Raw genomic sequence first — 17,610 nt, forward strand, 5'->3', positions numbered from 1 at the left:
CGGCCGCGACGGCGCCTCCGGCACCACCCGCTGGAACAACCCCCACAACTCGTCCGGCACCAACCGCTCAACGATTCCCACCATGAACAACACTCTACCGAGATAGCCAAATGAGATGACGTCTTAGGCCGACCGCGGCCCGGCGCAGCAGTACCCCTGCCGGTCAAGTCTCAGCGGTGAACCCATCCGCGGCGCCGGCGGCAACGAATCCAAGGTGAGGCGTCCGCCGTCGGAAACGCCGGCTATGGCTTCGCAGTCGTACTGCCGTTCCTCGTGAACGAGGAGGTAGCTAGCCGTTGCGCGGAAGGGGTGCCCGGTAGGCCCGCACACCCCTTTCCGTCTTTCCGTTGCAAACGGTGCCTGCCGGTCAATCGCAGGGATCGCCGCTGCAGGTGCCGTTTTGGGTTGCGTTCAGGATGGCCACGCCGGTCGGGGTGCCGGCGATGTCGAAGGTGTCGACCACCTCGTCGGTGTCGGTGTTGATCGCCGAGATCGTGTTGGACGCGGAATTGGTCACGTAGGCGCGGGCACGGGACGGGTCCACTGCTGTCCTGGCCGGTTCGTCGCCGACCGTGCGTGTGTCGACGACGATGTGGGAGGAGCCGACGTCCTCGGAGTGCCTGCCTCGGCCACGGGCACCGGCCTTGGCTCGTGACGCGGCTGCCGGCCATCGCGGACGCGGGACCAGGGAGTGCTCGCTCACCATCTGAAATCTCTGCTCTTGTGACGCACACTGCCCGACCGGTTACCTGAACTCGGCGGGCATTCGGTGCGGCGGTGTCCGGTGCTTCACGGAAGGTCGTGCGTATGAGAGGAGCGTGAGGGTGCGTACACAGATCGTTGAACAGGACCGCCTGTCCGTCGGCTGCCACGAGGCCAACGGGTGGACCGTCGTCGAAACCACCGGCGAGATAGACATCTACACCTCCCACGTGATCCGCGCAGCGATCATCAAGCTTCTTCATGACGGCCACCGCCACTTCGTCCTGGACCTGTGCCCCACAACCTTCCTGGACTCCATGGGGCTCGGCATGATCGTCGCCATCACCAAACGCATCCAGGCCCGCCAGGGGTCGCTGCGCATCGCCTGCGCCGATCAGCGGCTGCTGGAGATCTTCAGGCTTTGCGACCTCCGAAAGTCCTACGCTTTCCACGACTCGGCCGACGAAGCCACTCGCGAGGTTCCCCGCTACAACGGTCTCGGGCGCTGGCCGCACTCCCGCGACTGAGCGGTGCCGAGAAAGTGCAGGACCTGCGGCGCGCGCGGGGGACCCGGACGAGCGCCGGCGGCTCCAGGCCCGCCGGCTCCGCGCTGCTTGCCCCTCCCAGAGGGCTGAACGTACTCCGGACGCGGTCGGGTGCGGGCGACAAGCGTGATGTACCGGGTCAGACTCTTTACAAAGGCAGGCAATCTTCCTCACCCCCGCCCACGTGAGGGGGTCCTTCGTGCTCGACGTGCCCTTCTGGCTGTGGGCGGTGTTCGCCGTCACCGTGGTTGTGTCGCTGGCTGTGGACCTGCTGGCGCACCGAGAGGCGCACGTCATCGGGTTCAAGGAGGCCGCCGCCTGGAGCGGTGTGTGGGTCGGGCTCGCCCTCGCCTTCGGCGCCGTCGTCTTTCTGGTCCTGGGCACGACGCCGGGGGTGGAGTACACGACCGCGTGGCTGCTGGAGAAGAGCCTGTCGGTCGACAACCTGTTCGTCTTCGCGCTGATCTTCGCCTACTTCAAGGTGCCTCGCGCCTACCAGCATCGCGTGTTGTTTTTCGGCGTCATGGGCGCCCTGATCTTCCGCGGAATCTTCCTGGCGGCCGGTGTGGCCGTGGTCAGCCGCTTCACAGCGGTGCTCTTCGCCTTCGCCGCCGTCCTCTTCTACAGCACCTACAAGATCCTCAAGGAGGAGGAAGACAGCTTCGACCCGGGGAAAAGTATCGCCGTGCGGCTGCTCCGCAAGATCATGCCGGTTCGGGACGAGTACGACGGGATGAAGTTCTTCGTCAAGGAGGCCGGCAAACGCGTTGCCACCCCGCTGCTCGCCGTCGTCGCGGCGATCGAGGCAGCCGACCTGATCTTCGCCGTGGACAGCGTCCCCGCCGTCCTCGCGGTCAGTGACGACGCTTTCATCGTCTACACCAGCAACGCGTTCGCCATCCTCGGCCTGCGCGCCCTGTACTTCCTGCTCTCGGGCCTGCTCGACCGGTTCCACTACCTGAGCAAGGGCCTTGCGCTGATCCTCTCCTTCATCGGCGTGAAGCTGGTTCTGCAGGCCTCCCACAAGCTGATCAGCCCGGCGGTGCCGGAGATCCCCTCACCGGTGAGCCTCGCCGTGATCGTCGTCGTCCTCGCCGTGTCGGTAGCCCTGAGCCTGCTGCGGCCACCACCGTCCGACAGCGGCGAGCCCGCACGCAGCAGGTGACCACCTGCCCAAGACCCCTTCAAATCCAGGCAAAGCGGGCGTAAAGTCGATGTATGTACGGAGAAAAGCACTCTGCAGCGTCCCGCCCCGGGAGCCTCTGCCCGTCCTGCAAGCAGCCGCTGCCGGCGACGGTCCAGCGGTTCAAGACGATGGGCGTCTACGTCCCGCTCTACGCGGACGCCCCCTGCACCAACCCCTCCTGCGCCAAAACCGGGCAGGCGGACCAGCCGGCCCGCGAGGCCGACCGGCCCCGGCACGCCGGGGGCCAGGTTCCCTCCTGAAGATCCAGCAGTGGTTCACCGAGTCGACACACAACCAGCAGCGCCTCAAGCTGTCCGCCGAAGACCCCGACTGGCACGGTGGTCGTGATCGTCGACGCCCTCACGACCGCCGGTACCTGATCAGCAGCATGGCCGCGTCGTCATGCGGCGGACCTTCCGCGTACTGCCGGAGGTCACCCCGGAGCGCCGCGAGCGCGTTCTCGGGGCCCGGGTCTTCCAAAAGGGACCTCGTTCTCCGAGGGGATGGAAGGTGCCGGGAGGGTCCCTCGTCGCAGCGGTGGGTGCTGCGTCCGGCGGCGGTCAGCCTGCGAAACCCGGACCGGTTGCGCATCCCGCCTCCCCACGCCGGTTGAAGTGTCGTCACTCCCAACCAGCACCACGAGCAACCCGGCGAAGGTTCGATCTGCTGCTGACCAACACGACGCACCTGGACACCTCCGTGAGCGTGGGGCAGCGGGCCTGGACGCCGGCCCTCTGGAACCCCTGGTTCATCGCCGGAGGACTGGCCTTCGGCCTCGCCACCCTTCGGTCCAGCAGGCATACCGACGCAGAACCGCGACCCCCGTCCAGAAGCTGACTGCTCCGCCAGCCAGCTCACAGCCCCACTACTCCAACAGCGGTAGGTCACACACCATCAGAGGGCGACTCCATCGGATCTGACGGGCGATCAGTGGGCGTTGGTGGAGCCGTTGCTGCCGCCGGTGCGGGTGGGGACGAAGGACGGGCGGCGGAGGAGCTGGTCGGGCTGCAGTTGAGCAACTCCTGCTCCACCCCGGGCCAGCTCGGGCCAGGCGTCTTTCGAGGACGACCTGCGACAGGCCCTGCTGGCTTCGACGCTTCGGGCGTGCCCCTCCCCGCCGGTCGCAGCACGCCCAGCGCAGTGTCCGGTCGGGCAGAACTGACGCGCCTCCACACCGTCGGCGAGTGCCCGGCGCGCCTCGTCCGCGGTGACGCACTTCGTCCGCTTCGCCATCCCGCAGTCCCGACGTGAACCTCGACCGGCCGGCGGTCCTGCGCCATGCCGTCGGAGACCACGTAGCCCGGATCCTCCGGCGGGAGCAGGCGTTCAGCGCGGGCGGCGGCTGCCGCGTGCCGCTTGCGGATCGCGCGCGACGACACGGTCTTCGCCTTCTGACCCCAATACAGGAGGTCACGGTGCGGAGCAGGGCTGGATCGCAACGAACTGCGTGTAGTGGTCGCGATACGTCTCCGTGTACGTCTTGGGCGGGCACAGAGCCGCACGTCGCCGCATGTCGCGGGCGTCCTCCTGCAGGACATATCCGGCCTTCAGATACGCACGGACCTTGTCGTCGAAGGCCTGGCGGTAGGCCCCGTGGTCGGCGAAGCCGAGTTGCTGCACGGTACGAACGTCCTCGTAGCTGCCGAGGAAGCCGGCGATGAACCGGGCCTCGCCGAGTTCGACGAACGGCAGGCGCGGCACGGTCCGTCCCGTGCGGTCCTCGGTGATCGCGTTGCCGCGCGCGTCGCGGACGACTGTGCCGTCGCCCAAGGTCCGCAGCTGCGTACTCGTGGGCGGCGCCGAACTCTTGCGCACCCAGTCGTGCCGTTGGAGGAAGTTGCGCACCCAGTCATGCCCTTGGAGGAAGTGCGCGCGCAGGGCGGGCACGAAGGTGGCCGGCGTGGTACCTGCGGCGGGCGGGCCGTCTGCCGGGTTGTCGCCGAGCAGATCCGGCACGTGCGGGGAGCCCGCGACGACGTAGAAGCGGTACTGCCGCGGAGCGACGCCCCGGTCGGTCAGGGTGGAGGAGTCGTCGGCCTCCGAGTTCAGGACGACGACCTTCCCCGCGTACCGGCCGGCAGCGATGTCCGCCTGCGGGTCGAAGGTGTCCGTGGTGAACGGCATCGCGAGGTCGAAGACGCCCGAGGCGTCGCCGGACGCGATCAGCCGGAGAATGGGGTACGAGCTGTCGGAGAAGCCCGTGACGTACGTCCGGGACACCTTGCCCACCGTCTCCTGGGCGCGGGACAGGGCACGGCCGAACTCGGTGATGATCTCGTCGTCGACCCGCGCCCCCTCCTCCTCGAAGCCCCCTTCGATGAAGGTCCCCGGCACCGACGGGTCGAGGATGCGGTTCCGCAGGGTGCTCCAGCCGATTCCGGCGTGTACGAAACCACGGGAGAAGAGCAGCTCCGGACCGAGGTAGCCGTCGCGCGTGCCGAGGCCGATGGCGAAGTGGGACGGCTCCACGAGCACGGTGCGGTTGGTGCGGCGCGGGTTCTCCGGGGCGCTGATCTGGTACGGGACCCGGAACCGCCCGGTCGACGTCTCCCCTTCGAACACGCCGGCGTGCCGGATGTAACGGATACCTCCGAACGTTCCGAGCGGCGTGACGCTGCCCGGGACCAGTCGGTCCTCCCCAATGCCCGCCCCGGCGTCGGACCCGACCGCGGCGGCCTCCGGCAGGCGCGGGACCGCCTCGGCGGCCGGCGCCAGCAGGGCCAGGCCGAGGACGGCCGGGAACAGGGACCGCAGGGCGGCACGGGCCGGGGGCCCGAAACGAGGCAGGGAACGATGCCGGAACATCAGGGGCTCTCCTTTCGCACCAGGAGTAGTGCCTGGCGCGCGGAGTGATCCCACCTGGTGCAGGTTGTCGGTGTGAGGCGCCGACGCCAGCCGACCACCTTCCGCCGAGCGCAGCCTTCCGGCCACGTCCGAAGGAGCGACTCTCTGCGCCGCACGGCTGACGCCCTAAAGCGTGTTGCAGAAGCCTGCGTTTCGGCGGTCGGAGGCGCGTTGGGGTGGATCTGTTCACGTGGCGAGGGCGAGGTTGTGCATGTGGTCGACGGCCTCGACTGCGTGGTGAAGACCGCTGCCGCGCTGTCGGCAGTCCCGGAGGATCTTGTAGTGCTTCATGCGGGCGAAGGCGTGCTCCACGCGGGCGCGCACTCTGCGGTGCTCGGCGTTGTCTTCCTCGCCGGCCAGGAGGTCCCGGCCGGGGCGTTTGCGGTGCGGGACGACGAGGCCGGTGTTGATGTAGGCGCCGTCGCCCAGCACGGTGACTCCTTCGCAGCGCTGGGCGAGGCCGGAGTTGCGCCAGACCTGCGCGTCGGCCTTGTTACCCGGCGCGGGCCGGGCCGCGGCGACCACGAGTTTCGTGTCGGCGTCGATGACGACCTGCACGTTTGCCGAGAACCGGTAGCTGCGTGAGGATGCGCCGATCTGCCGGTCGCGGACCGGGATCAGGGCGCCGTCCACGATCCACAGCCGGTCCACGGCGTCGGCGGGCGGGGACGTCGGCTCGATGGCCAGGAGAGGCTGCAGCCGCTGGATGACGGCAGACCGTCGCGGGCGAGACACCGAACAGCGGTGCGCGCTACGGCATCGTCAGGTTCGTGCGGTATGTAGACGGCCACCAGCAGCGCCCGCTCCGCAGCGGCAGGCCGCACGGCCGCCCACACCGGGGCCGTTCCCGCCCCGCTCGCGCACCACCTTCAGCAGCCGCTCGAACTGTCGCATCCGCAGTCCGGTGAACGTCTCCACCCACGACGGCTCAGCTCTCAACACCCCACGCATGCAAGGGAAATGCCCAGATTTCAGCCTTCTGCAACAGGCTTCAGCCGATATCCACGTTCACCGCTTCGTAGATCTTCGGCTCGACCCTCGGCATACCGCCGTCCTCGAAGATCGTCGCCGCCTTCTCCATGAACGCCGCGAGAGCCTCCTTCGACTCCCACAGGTCGACCACGAGCCAGCCGCCGTCCGACGAGGCCCCCGCATGCGAGATGAAGCCCTCCGCCGGCCACCACGGCGCCGCGTGGATGTTGGCATGATTGGCCTGGTACTGCTCCTTGGTAACGCCCGGCATGTCGATGATGGCGATGATGGCCATGGTGCTGCTCCCGTGAAGTCAGGGGGCGGGGGGACTCCTCCAGTCGAGCAGTCCGCCCCAGTCTCCGCACGGCGGCGTGAGCCGCCCGGGCTACTGGCCCAGACGGTAAGTAGCGCTTGTGAGGCCCTTCGTCATCGTGCCTGGCGAGTCGCTGGCGGAGGACATGAGCCTCCAACTCGTGAGGAGTTGCGGGGCTGGCCCGACACTGCGCTTTGGCGCACCCGATCGGTTCAATGCAGGCAGGTGTCTCCCTGCGAACTGCAGCGCCCGGATGTAGATCAGAGAAGGCACTTGCCGCTCCATCGTCTCCGCCTCACCCGACCAACGCACCACGGCCGCACCCCGGACGGGCCGACTACGGTGCTCAGTCACAGCCCGTTGTGACTTGGCGCCGTAGTTGGCCGGTCAGCGGGTCACGCACGTACCGTCGGCGAAGCCGCAGCTCACGCGCTTGAACTGGACAGGCCATAGCATGTCGCCCGTTGGGTGACGGGCGGTCCTGCGTCACGTGCGGTCGTGTCGCGTGTTGACGTTGCCGCCCGTCCGGCTGTGTTCTGGCAGCTGTGTCTACGGGGGAGAACTTCGATGTTCGGAATCATCAGGCCATGCCGTCATCGCCTGGGCGAGGGCATGCGCACCGAGTGGATGGCGCATCTGTGCGGGCTGTGCCTGGCGCTGCGCGGCGAGTACGGGCAGTTCGCGCGGGTGGCCACCAACTACGACGGTCTGATCGTCTCGGTGCTGACCGAGGCGCAGTCGGAGCGTACCGGCGACTGGCGGAGAGGCGCCGGTCCGTGTCCGCTGCGCGGGATGCGGTCGGCGGACGTGGCGCAGGGCGAGGGCGCCCGGCTGGCGGCGACGGTGTCGCTGGTGCTGGCCGCGGCGAAAGTACGTGACCATGTGGCCGATGGCGACGGCCTGTTGGGCCGCCGCCCGATAACCCTGGCGGCACGCCGGATCGCCCACGGCTGGGACCGTGCGGGCGCCGCGGGCGGCGAACGGCTCGGCTTCGACACCGCGGTGCTGCTCGGCGCGGTCGAACGGCAGTCGGAGATCGAACGGCTGACCGGCCCCGGAGACACGCTTCTGACGGTCACGGAACCCACGGAGACGGCAACCGCCGCCGCCTTCGCGCACACCGCGGTGCTCGCCGACCGCCCGGGAAACGCCGAGCCGCTGGCGGAGGCCGGCCGTCTGTTCGGTCGGCTGGCGCATCTGCTCGACGCGGTGGAGGATCTGGACGCGGACGAGGCGTCCGGCGCGTGGAACCCGATCACCGTGACCGGCGCCGACCCCACCGAGGTGCGTCGGCTCTGCGACGACGCAGTGCATGGGATCCGACTGGCCTTGTCCGACGCCGAGTTCGTCGACGGGCGGCTGGCGCGGGCACTGCTGGGCGGCGAGTTGGAGCGCGCTGTCGACCGCGTCTTCGACCCCCGGCATCGTCACCACCAGCACCGCCGCCAGGCACGGGGCCCGCGCATGCTGCCGTGGCTGGGACGGCGTACGGCGACGGAAACGCTCTCGGGGACCGGCACGGGCACGGACTGCGGCGTCGGGGCGCTTGCGGGCGCGCCCCCGGAGGGCACCTCGATGTCGTCGGGCCGGCCCTCGGAGGGGCAGTGTCGGCGGTGTGGCCAGTGGCGCCAGTTGTGCCGCGATTGCAGGTTGTGCGTCAGCTGCTGCTCCTGCAACGAGGACGCCGGCCAGGATGACGGAGAGCCCTGGCAGTTCGGCGACGGCAACCGCAACGGCGGCTCTCGCCAGGAGGGTTCCGGCCGGGACGGTTCCGGGGGCGACGGCTGGTTCGGCGGCCCAGGCGGCGGCAACTCGGGCGGCGCCTCCGGCGGTTCGGGCGGGGGCGGTCGGGGGTCGGGGGGCTCCGGTGGTTCCGGTGGTGACTCGGGTGACGGCTGCTGCAGTGGCGGGGGCTGCTGTAACCCGTGCAAGTGTTGCTGCGATTGCTGCGACTGAACGACCGATGAGCCGGGCGGACCCCCGGCCCCCGGAGGGGACCGGATGTGGTGGCGATGGTCAACAGCGGGTCCGCCGCGGTGCCGCATACGGAGCCCGAATGGGACGGCGGCGGCCGGTGCGAGATGCTCGGATCTCGACCGGTGACACCGGGTCCGACGAAGCGGCCATGTTCGGCGGGTACATGCGGAACGGCTCCTTCTTCATGCCGTCGGCGGCGGAGGCCAACCTCGTCAAGGTCGCGGAGAACGGGGGCATCGCGAACGCCGCGAAGGCCGCCGGATGGATCCGGGGGGGCGGGTGTCGTCGGCGGTGTCGCGGCGACCGCCTACGGCGTGGCGAACCTGGCCACGTACGACGCGGACATGATCAAGGCCAATCCCTCGAAGTTCGCCAGCGACCTCAGCGGAACGGCGTTCAGCGCGTCGATGACCGCGCTGACCGTGGCGCCCAACCCGGTCACGGCCGGCCTGGCGATCGGTACAGGCGTGGTGTACGCCGGCTGCCTGATCTGGGACAACCACGAGGCCATTGGCGACGGAATCGAGAAGGCCGGTGATTGGGTGGGCGACAAGGCCTCGGACATCGGGGACGGTATCGCCGACGGGGCGAAGAAGCTGGGCAGCGCCCTCACCCGTTCGACTAGCGAGGGAAAGTCATGCACACGACCATGAGCTCGTTCATGCTTGCGTACTGGAAGGAGAAACAGCCCGTTGGGCGCACGAAGTTCGGCTGGCAGGGCACTTCTCCGGAGCTCGGCGACATCCAGGTGGTGTACCCGGCGGGTCGGGACATGCCGAACGCGATCGTCACGGCTGTGCACGGTGGTCTGATCCCCACGGCCACGTTCGAGACGCGTGGCGTGCACACGGACGTCGTGTCGATGCCGACCCTCAACCGCGCGACGCTCCGGGTGGGCGACGGGGTCGTGCGGATGAGCCGTAACCGGTGGGCGCCGACGCACCGGGGGCGCTCCCTGCACATGACGTATCTGGGCGACGCGTACAGGCTCACGGCGATCAACCGCCGGGCGTACAAGCTGTCCCGGCAGGCCGACGCCGAAGACCCCGGCGTCGTCATCACGGTGCGGCAGTCGGGCCTCGGAAGCGGTAGGAGAGTAACCGTGCAGGCGGCGGGCCGGGTCCTGCCCGCCGACGTCTCGCTCGCGGCTCTCTTCTCCGGAGTCGACCGGTCCGTGCTCACGCGGCGCGGCGCCGTGCGGGCGGGCATCTCAAGAATCTTCAACTTCTGGGCCGAGTCCCAGTCCTGAGCGACTACCAAGTGAGTGATTATGCCTTCGTTCGACATCTCCCGGTCCCGCTTCCGGCTGGCCCGACGAGCATGTGATCGTGCTCTCCGAGCTGGCGGCAGGGGACGAGGTGCCCGACGAGTTCGCGGCGGCCCGGAAGGAGCTGCTGGATTGCGGTTTGATCGATGAGAACGGTCAGCTGTCCCCTCTGCTGCTGCCGCTGATGAAGACGGTCCTCACCCCGGGGGTGGTCATCTCGTTGGAGGCCGCCGGCCGGCAGGGCAAGCTGCACCACGGCATGCTCATCGGTGAGGAGCACGTCGTCGCGCACGAGGCGTGGCCGGGCGTGACCGAGGCCGAGTACTCCTGCGTCGAGCCGAAGATGCTGGTCTGGAAGCTCGCCGACATGGTGAACCTCCAGCAGTCCTCGACAGGCCGGGACACGGCGCTCTCCGTCGTGGAGACGACCATCGCCACCGTCGAGGCAGGTCTCGCGGTCCTGGAAGGCGAGGGCCTCGTCCGGTCCGCCGACGACGAGCGGGAGGCGATCCGCCGGGCCCTCGCGACGGCCGGCAGCCTCGGCGAGCCGGCGCTGGCGCTCGTCGCCGACCTGATCTCCGAGCTTCTGTCGAGCTGGCGCCTGACCTCGGCCTGGCAGGCTCACCACGAGGGCCAGGACGGTGTGGAGACGCGCGGCTTCGCCGTCTGGGACTGCGGCCCCCTCGGCTACTGGCTGCGGGAACTTCCCACCGAGCCTGTGCCCGCGGAGCAGATCACGCCGGCCAGCACCTTCAGGCTCCCGCCGGTCGGATAGCCTGCGGCCGGTTCGCCGTGATCGATGAAGACGACGGCGCCGGGCTGATCGTCCACTCCCAGCGGCGCGTAACACAGCGGCGCCTCGAAATACACCCACTGACCGTGCTGTACTGCTGGGTCGCCGAACCATGTCGCCGCCCGGTCCGATGCCTCCAGCGCGGAGATCACGCTCTCCAGATCTGTCACCGTGTCGCCGACATCAGGCGCCGTGGGGCCGAACCTGATACCCCCCGAAGCCGAGAAAGGTGATCTCGCCCTCGAAGGGAGTTCGGCTGCTCCAGCGCCGGCGCTTTTAGAGCCTGAACTGTTGAAGCTTGCGTTCTGATAAGTAGACCAGCTCGCGCATGAGCGCATCATGCCAGAGCGGTTGCCAGACGGGCGGCGTGCGGGAGGCGGCTGCAACGCCCCCTCACCAGAGGCCTGTTGACGCGGCGCTATGCTGCTCCCGACTGAGGACCTGTTCGAGTGCCGAACCACCGTGCTTGACGATCCGCGGTCACGTAGACGATCGCGAGCGAGCCAGCGGTGCGGCCGTCCGGCTGACGCTCTTTCATGACCTCCGGAGGTCTAGTGACCACCCCGCGCTCTGACGCCGGCCCCGTCGACAGCTTTGCTCCGACTCCGCCCCCGGGCTGTCCCGCTCACGGCATGAGTCCGGAAGGGCTCCGGCGGATGTACGGCCCGGAGGCGGAAGCCGCCCCCCGTGCCCTGTACGAGGAGCTCCGCGCCCAGTACGGCCCCGTGGCCCCGGTGATGCTGCACGGTGACCTACCGGCATGGATGGTCCTCGGACACCGCGAGAACCTTGAGGTCATGCGCACGCCGTCGCTGTACTCGCGGGATTCACGGCGGTGGAACCAGTACGACAAAATCTCCGCGGACTCGCCGCTGCTCCCCATGATCGGGTGGGCGCCCCTGTGTGTCTTCGCCGACGGTGACCAGCACGCACGCCTCCGGTTGGCGGTGACCGAGGCGCTGGGCTACTTCAGTCGGCAAGGCGTGCGCAGGTACGCGGATCGGTACGCGAACCTGCTGATCGACGGATTCATAGCCTCCGGGCGCACCGACCTTGTGCCTGCCTTTGCCGAGCGCCTGCCGATGCTCGTCATGACGAAGCTGCTGGGCATGCCCGAGGAGAACGGTCCGGAGCTCGTGGAGGCCACGCTCGACCTGATGAAGGGGTCCGAGACGGCTCTCGCCAGCAACGCCTTCGTCACGGAGACGTTGGGCAGGCTGTACAAGCGCAAGATGCAGGCGCCGGGGGAAGACCTCACGTCGGCTCTGATCGCTCACGAATCCGAGCTCGAAGAGAGCGAGGTCATCGAGCACCTGCGCCTCATCCTGGTCGCCGCGAACGAGACCACGGTGAACTTGATCGCGAATACGCTGCACTTGGTGCTGACCGATCGTCGCTTCCGAGCCGGGCTGTCCGGCGGGTCGATGACATTGCCCGACGCACTCGACCAGGTCCTGTGGGACCGTCCCCCGCTGTCCGCGATCCCCGGCCGGTGGGCCACGGGTGACATCAAGCTGGGGAACGCGGAGATCAAGGAGGGCGACATGCTGCTCCTCGGCCTGGCGGCAGGCAACGTCGATCCGGAGATCCGGCCCGATCTGTCCGTCCCGCTCCACCGCAATCGATCGCACCTGTCGTTCAGCAGTGGGCCTCATGAGTGCCCGGGGCAGGACATCGGGCGCGCCATCGCCGACACCGGAATCGACACTCTGCTCAACCGGCTTCAGGGCCTCGAACTCAGCGTTCCCGCGCACGAGATCGAGACCAGTGCGGCATGGCTGTCCGAGCGCGTCAAGTCGCTGCCGGTGCAGTTCATGGCAACCCGGACGCCCGGTGTTCCGGCTGCGCCCGCGCCCGCCGCGGCGCAGCCCCTGCCGGCGATTGTGCCTGCAGCGCCGGCGCCTCCGGCTGCCGCCCCCGCGCCGGTTCGACGGCCTTGGTGGAAGGCGTGGTTCTTGCGGTAGTCCGCCGCTCGGCCGACCGGACTCATTGAGTGCGTGAAATCGAACCCGGTGATCAGGAGTGAAGCCCCGGTTGCGCCGGTGCAACCGGGCAGCTGCTCCTTGGCATGTAGGCAGCTATGAAGCCTGCTCTCGCCCGGCGCCACGCCCGGGCCCGCGTCATGCGTGGCGTACGGCGGTACGGCTCCTGAGCACTTGCCGTGGTTGCCACGCTTGGATTGCTGGTCGGGCTGCCCTGGCTGGTGTGGAGAGGGCCGTATCTGCTCGATGCGGAGTACATCGACACCACGACGGTGGGTGACGGCACTGGATCCGCCGCACTGATCACTGGGTTACGCACCGCCCTGGTGGCGTGCGTGGCGGCAATCGGTGCCGGCATCGCCTTGGTGTACACCGTCCGCGGATACCGGCTCACCCGGCGCGGACAAGTCACTGATCGGTTCATGAGGTCACAGTCCGCTGCAAGTCACTGCGTCACTGGCGATTTGAGCAAGAGCAGAGGTGGCCGGTGAGGGCGCCAACCACGCGGCACGACCGGTCGGAGCTGATCGCCGAGGTCTTGACGCTGTCCAAGGATGCCTCAGCTGCGGTCACCGCACGGCGCGCGCAGAGAGAAGAGGCGATCGATCGGATCGGCCTCTGTCCGACCTGCCGCTGCGCACGCCTGTCGCGTCCGTCACGGCCGCTGTGTCCCTCGGGACAGTGCCACGGCACCTTCAGCCGTTAGCGGTTCGGTCGCCGCTGTAATCGTCCTCGACAATGCAGAACGCGACGTGGCTGATGCCAGCGCCGCCGGTGTCGAGCGGGGTGTGCAGCGTTTCGTCGACCGCGACCCGGCCGGCGATGGAGCTCCGGTAGTCGTAGACGTTGGCGCCGATGTTGCCGCCTTTGACGATGACCGCGGCAGCGGCGAACGGCCCGGTCAACTGGAACTCGACGAACTCCGGCCGGCCCTCCGCGTTGTCCGTGACGGTGAAGCGGATCGATCCGTTCTGCGAGTTGAACGAGAAGGGGAGCACCTCTTGGTCCGCGGGCGCGTCGTCCGTGTCGACCTCGAAGAAGTCGGTGCCCTCAACGCCCAGCGACGGCTGGACGTGGACGCAGTCCGCGTCGCCCGTGTACTCCACGGACGCCACTTCGGCCTCGAGCCGGGGGCCGGGGTCCGCCGACGCGGGGGTGGCGAAGGCGATGGCCACAGCCGTCGTCAGACCGAGGCCGACGAGCTGCGACCCCCTTCTCGCTCCTCGCGACGCCATCGTCGCCCGGTCTGCTCGCATGGATGCTTGCATTACAAGTACTCCTCCTTGATGGGGAACTCAGAGAGTCTCTGCCGTCACGGACTCACGCCTTTCCTTTCGGCCGCACGAACCGTGACTTCCGTCCGCCGCGTCGCGCCCCGAACATTTGCATGATCGAGACCGGCACCGCTGTCCGCCGCGCCCCTCCGTACACCATCTGGGCCTCATGGAGCACCGGGTGGATGCAGCACCGTCGCAGCTCGTCGGCAACTCGTGGGTACGCATGTTGAGCCGCCTGCGACGGCACTCGCCGCGACCGGGATGGCCGAGCGCCTGGTGCGCGGTCCCGGAGAGGCCGACGTCGAGCGGCCGCTGCTCCCCCCAGCAGAGCGCAGCCCTCCTGGGAGACCGGCACCTGTGGTTCCTCACCGACCGGCTGCCCCCGTTTCTCGGCATGGTCAGTGTCTCCACCGCCTGGTCTTCCGCACCCGCCCCTGACCCCGCGTTTCTCCGCGCCGTCGAGACCGGCAGGGAACGCGCGGGACTACCCCTCGTCGGTCACATCACCCTCGCCGACCACGGACTCCATCCGGCCGGCACCAACGTCCAACAGCACCAACTCCGCGCCACAACGCCTGACAACGGCGTCGGGCAGACGGCAGCGGTGGGTGAAGCGAGGCCGTGGTGGGCGGGCTGGGGCCCGAAGTCGCGGCATTGGGTGGCCAGATGGCGGCAAGCACCAGAACCTGGGGGGCTCGGTGGGGGCATAGGGGGCGGTGTGCTCATGGCTGGAGCGCACTCAAGATGCTTCACATCATCAATTATTTACTTGACTATCTTAAGCATTAAGGTCTACCGTCTGGCGGAAGTACTTGAGGCCCTAAAACATCTATGATCTGAAGCATTGAGAAGGTCCTGCCAACCATGAGCCACACCGCATCCGCCCACGGGCAGCGGAACGAGACAGTCCTGGTCTTCGCCTTGAGCCTCGCCGCCATGGTTGTGTCGATGATGCAGACCCTGCCTGTCCCGATCCTGGGCCTGATCCAGGACGACCTCGGCACCTCGGCCGCCGGCGTCAGCTGGGTGACCACCGCCACCCTGCTGTCCGCCGCCGTCTTCACCCCCCTCCTCGGCCGCTTCGGAGACCAGCACGGCAAGAAGCCCACCCTGGTAGCCGTGCTCGTCGTCATGGTCGCGGGCTCCGTCATCGCCGCGGTCGCGAACTCGCTGCCGCTGCTGGTCCTGGGCCGCGTACTCCAGGGCGCCGCCACCGCGATCTTCCCGCTGGCACTTTCGGTCCTGCGTGAAGAAGTCCGGCCGCAGAAGCTGCCCGGGGCCATGGCACTGGTCAGCGGCACCCTCGCGTTCGGCAGCGGGCTCGCGCTCGTCGCCACGGGCCTGCTCACCTCCGGCGACGGCGCCGACTACCGCAACGCCTTCTGGATGGCGACCGGCTTCGCGGTCCTCGCTCTGCTCGCCGTCGTCCTCCTGGTCCCGGCGACCCGGCACAAGACCGGCGGACGCACCGACTTCCTCGGCGCGCTGACCCTCGGCATCGCCCTGCTGCTGCTCCTGCTGCCGATCTCCCAGGGCCACGAGTGGGGCTGGGCGTCCGGCCGCACGCTGGGCGCCTTCGCCGGCGCTGCCGTCATGACCGCGGCCTGGGTCCTGGTCGAGCTCAAGGTCCGCCAGCCGCTCGTCGACATGCGGATGTTCGTCCACCGCCCTGTCCTCATGGCCAACCTGGCCGGCATCCTCGTCGGCTTCGGCATGTTCGCGAACTTCCTCGGCGTCTCCTACCTCGTGCAGATGCCCGAGGCGCTCACCGGATTCGGCTTCGATGCCTCCATCCTGCGCGCATCCGTCGAGTTCCTGCTGCCCGGCGCGATCGTCTCCCTGCTCGCCTCCCCCCTCGGCGGCCGGCTCGTCCGCCGCCGCGGCCCCCGCTACGTGCTCGGCCTGGCCGCCGCATGGGGAGCGGTCGGCTTCGGCTGGCTGGTCCTCGACCACTCGCACACGGCTTCGGTCATCGGAGCCGGCCTCATGACCGGCGCTGCCGTCAGCTTCGGCTACGCCGCCATGCCCGCCATCATCATGGCGAGCGTCCCGCAGCACCAGAGCGGCATCGCCAACGGCATCAACTCGATCTCCCGCTCCACCGGCAGCGCGATCGGCAGCGCAGTCGTCACCACGATCCTGGCGTCCAGGACCATCGAGCACCTGCCGGCGGGAGTTCCCCCGCTGCCCGCCGAATCCGGGTTCACCCTCACCTTCGGCATCGGGGCCGTCGCCTTCGCGCTGGTCGCGGTGATCAGCGCGCTCGGCCTGCGCGGCCAGCACGACCCCCGGATCGTCGAGGCGGGCAACGCAAGCGCGGGCGCCTCGTCAACTCCGGCCACGGAGAAGGACGTTGCCGATCCGGTTACGGAGCCCGCGGTCCGGGCCGATGCTGCCCCGGCCGGGGCCGGGTTCCACGGCCTGGTGCGGAACGCCGAAGGCGAGGTGCTGGGCGGTGCCGCCCTCGCCCTTGTCACGCCGGACGGCCGGCAGGTGTGCCGCACGCTCTCCCAACCCGACGGCCGGTACACGCTGGACGCCCCGACCGGTGGCCCGTACCTCCTGATCGCGTCTGCCGACGGCCATCAGCCGCAGGCCGCCACAGTCATGGCGGCGGCCACCCCGGTCGCGTACGGCGTCAGACTCCCTCGCGCCACAAGACCGGCCGGCCTGCAGGTGGAGGGCACGGTACGCGCCGCAGAAAGCGGCCGCCGGCTGCCCGATGCCCGGCTGACGCTGGTGGACGCCGCCGGGAACGTAGTGCGCACCACCGTCACGGACGCCGACGGCGCGTACGCCTTCACCGACCTCTCCGCGGGTGAGTACTCGCTCATCGCCAGCGGCTACCCGCCCGTGGCAGCGACGCTGACCGTCGAGGGCCACGGTACGGACGGCTTCGACATGGAGCTGGCGTACCCCGCGGCGCAGTAGGCGGCATCCGGCCCTCTTCACTTCGAGGGCCCCTCGGGCAGCGAGTGCTGACGCCATGCGATCAACACCGTTGCTCGAACGGCCTGGGACTCAACGCCCGCTCCGCGGGGCCGCCAACAACGGATTAGCTGTTCGAGGTTGATTACCTCACTGTCGAACACGCGGAAATCTATGCTGGCCGCAGTAGACATTGGGCGGTGGGGTGGTTATGGTTTCTCTCGTAGCCAGAGAGACAGCAGGGCCCGGCAGAGACGAACTGCCGGGCAGCAATACCCGCAGTACCCGTAGTTGCAGTTGGCAGGGCGGTGCGGTGGTGGAGTTTCGAAGCCAAAGCAGGTGCAGGACGGCGACGGGACTGACGACCGGACCGGGGGGCCCGCAGTGATCAGGGGCCGCCGTGAGCAGTACCGCAGTGGCAGTACCCGTAAGTGCAGTTCGCAGTACCCAGCAGTGAAGTGAGTGAGCAGCACCTCGGTGAAGGCGTCGGCTGCGGGCGCGCGCACCGGGAGGTTCGGCAGTGGGGTTCTGAGCCAGAGCAGATGCAGGACGGGCGACGGGGCTGACTGTCGAAGAGTGGCGCTGTCGCAGGCCACTGAGCGGTTCGTATCACCAGCAGTACGCAGAGAGCAGTACCGCAGTACGCAGTCCCCGTTGGTAAGTGTTGATCAAGAGGGAAGAACGGAGGAGCCGAGCGCCATCAGGATCGCCCGGGCGGAAGTCTTGAGTCCCGGGTACCGCAGGACATCGATAGTGAGGTGGTCTCCGGTCAAGCAACCGCGATCCCCGCATTCCCCGCCCTCTCCCGGGTGGGCGTGCGGACA

14 protein-coding genes and 1 pseudogene are annotated in these 17,610 nt (G+C 68.8%); 9 read left to right on the forward strand and 6 right to left on the reverse strand.

All coding sequences use genetic code 11. The features are described from left to right. Window positions 1-367: 367 nt before the first annotated feature. Complete coding sequence (locus tag AC067Z_RS37495) at window positions 368-703, reverse strand: YncE family protein (protein WP_478794133.1); 336 nt, start codon at window positions 701-703, stop codon at window positions 368-370. A 121-nt stretch (window positions 704-824) separates the two neighbouring features. On the opposite strand from AC067Z_RS37495, the gene AC067Z_RS37500 reads away from it, so the two are divergent. The 3 genes from AC067Z_RS37500 (at window position 825) to AC067Z_RS37510 (ending at window position 2,693) form a co-directional block, all read left to right on the forward strand. Then, on the forward strand, window positions 825-1,229 hold the full coding sequence (locus AC067Z_RS37500) for an STAS domain-containing protein (protein ID WP_478794134.1): 405 nt from the start codon (window positions 825-827) through the stop codon (window positions 1,227-1,229). 217 nt (window positions 1,230-1,446) lie between these two features. Next, window positions 1,447-2,412, forward strand: a complete 966-nt coding sequence (locus AC067Z_RS37505) for a TerC family protein (RefSeq protein WP_478794135.1) — start codon at window positions 1,447-1,449, stop codon at window positions 2,410-2,412. A 53-nt stretch (window positions 2,413-2,465) separates the two neighbouring features. Then, entirely contained in the window at window positions 2,466-2,693 is a 228-nt protein-coding gene (locus AC067Z_RS37510; RefSeq protein ID WP_478794136.1) for a hypothetical protein, read from the forward strand. A gap of 667 nt (window positions 2,694-3,360) precedes the next feature. Here AC067Z_RS37510 and AC067Z_RS37515 read toward each other — a convergent pair. The 4 genes and pseudogenes from AC067Z_RS37515 to AC067Z_RS37530 form a co-directional block, all read right to left on the reverse strand. Next, window positions 3,361-3,666: a hypothetical protein gene (locus tag AC067Z_RS37515; RefSeq protein ID WP_478794137.1), complete on the reverse strand. Its 306-nt coding sequence runs from the start codon at window positions 3,664-3,666 to the stop codon at window positions 3,361-3,363. A 177-nt stretch (window positions 3,667-3,843) separates the two neighbouring features. Then, window positions 3,844-5,238, reverse strand: coding sequence for an alpha/beta hydrolase domain-containing protein (locus tag AC067Z_RS37520; protein WP_478794138.1), 1,395 nt, complete (start codon window positions 5,236-5,238; stop codon window positions 3,844-3,846). A gap of 225 nt (window positions 5,239-5,463) precedes the next feature. Beyond that, a pseudogene (locus AC067Z_RS37525) lies at window positions 5,464-6,228 on the reverse strand (transposase family protein). 40 nt (window positions 6,229-6,268) lie between these two features. Next, on the reverse strand, window positions 6,269-6,544 hold the full coding sequence (locus tag AC067Z_RS37530; protein ID WP_478794139.1) for a hypothetical protein: 276 nt from the start codon (window positions 6,542-6,544) through the stop codon (window positions 6,269-6,271). Between the two features lie 585 nt (window positions 6,545-7,129). On the opposite strand from AC067Z_RS37530, the gene AC067Z_RS37535 reads away from it, so the two are divergent. The 5 genes from AC067Z_RS37535 (at window position 7,130) to AC067Z_RS37555 (ending at window position 12,563) form a co-directional block, all read left to right on the forward strand. After that, on the forward strand, window positions 7,130-8,518 hold the full coding sequence (locus tag AC067Z_RS37535; RefSeq protein WP_478794140.1) for a DUF5685 family protein: 1,389 nt from the start codon (window positions 7,130-7,132) through the stop codon (window positions 8,516-8,518). 335 nt (window positions 8,519-8,853) lie between these two features. Next, window positions 8,854-9,192, forward strand: a complete 339-nt coding sequence (locus tag AC067Z_RS37540) for a hypothetical protein (protein WP_478794141.1) — start codon at window positions 8,854-8,856, stop codon at window positions 9,190-9,192. Then, window positions 9,189-9,788 carry a hypothetical protein gene (locus AC067Z_RS37545; protein ID WP_478794142.1) on the forward strand — a complete coding sequence of 200 codons (600 nt, stop codon included), beginning with the start codon at window positions 9,189-9,191 and terminating at the stop codon, window positions 9,786-9,788. Before AC067Z_RS37540 ends, AC067Z_RS37545 begins: the two co-directional genes overlap by 4 nt. Window positions 9,789-9,867: 79 nt before the next feature. Next, window positions 9,868-10,581, forward strand: a complete 714-nt coding sequence (locus AC067Z_RS37550; protein WP_478794143.1) for a histidine kinase — start codon at window positions 9,868-9,870, stop codon at window positions 10,579-10,581. Between the two features lie 965 nt (window positions 10,582-11,546). After that, the gene (locus AC067Z_RS37555; RefSeq protein WP_478794144.1) at window positions 11,547-12,563 is read left to right on the forward strand and encodes a cytochrome P450 family protein; all 1,017 of its coding nucleotides are present in this window, start codon (window positions 11,547-11,549) and stop codon (window positions 12,561-12,563) included. Window positions 12,564-13,276: 713 nt separating this feature from the next. Here AC067Z_RS37555 and AC067Z_RS37560 read toward each other — a convergent pair. After that, the gene (locus AC067Z_RS37560; protein WP_478794145.1) at window positions 13,277-13,849 is read right to left on the reverse strand and encodes a hypothetical protein; all 573 of its coding nucleotides are present in this window, start codon (window positions 13,847-13,849) and stop codon (window positions 13,277-13,279) included. Between the two features lie 873 nt (window positions 13,850-14,722). Here AC067Z_RS37560 and AC067Z_RS37565 point away from each other — a divergent pair. Beyond that, window positions 14,723-16,789 carry an MFS transporter gene (locus AC067Z_RS37565; RefSeq protein WP_478794146.1) on the forward strand — a complete coding sequence of 689 codons (2,067 nt, stop codon included), beginning with the start codon at window positions 14,723-14,725 and terminating at the stop codon, window positions 16,787-16,789. Window positions 16,790-17,610 lie beyond the last annotated feature (821 nt).

Source organism: Streptomyces sp. NPDC043812 (genome assembly GCF_056436245.1).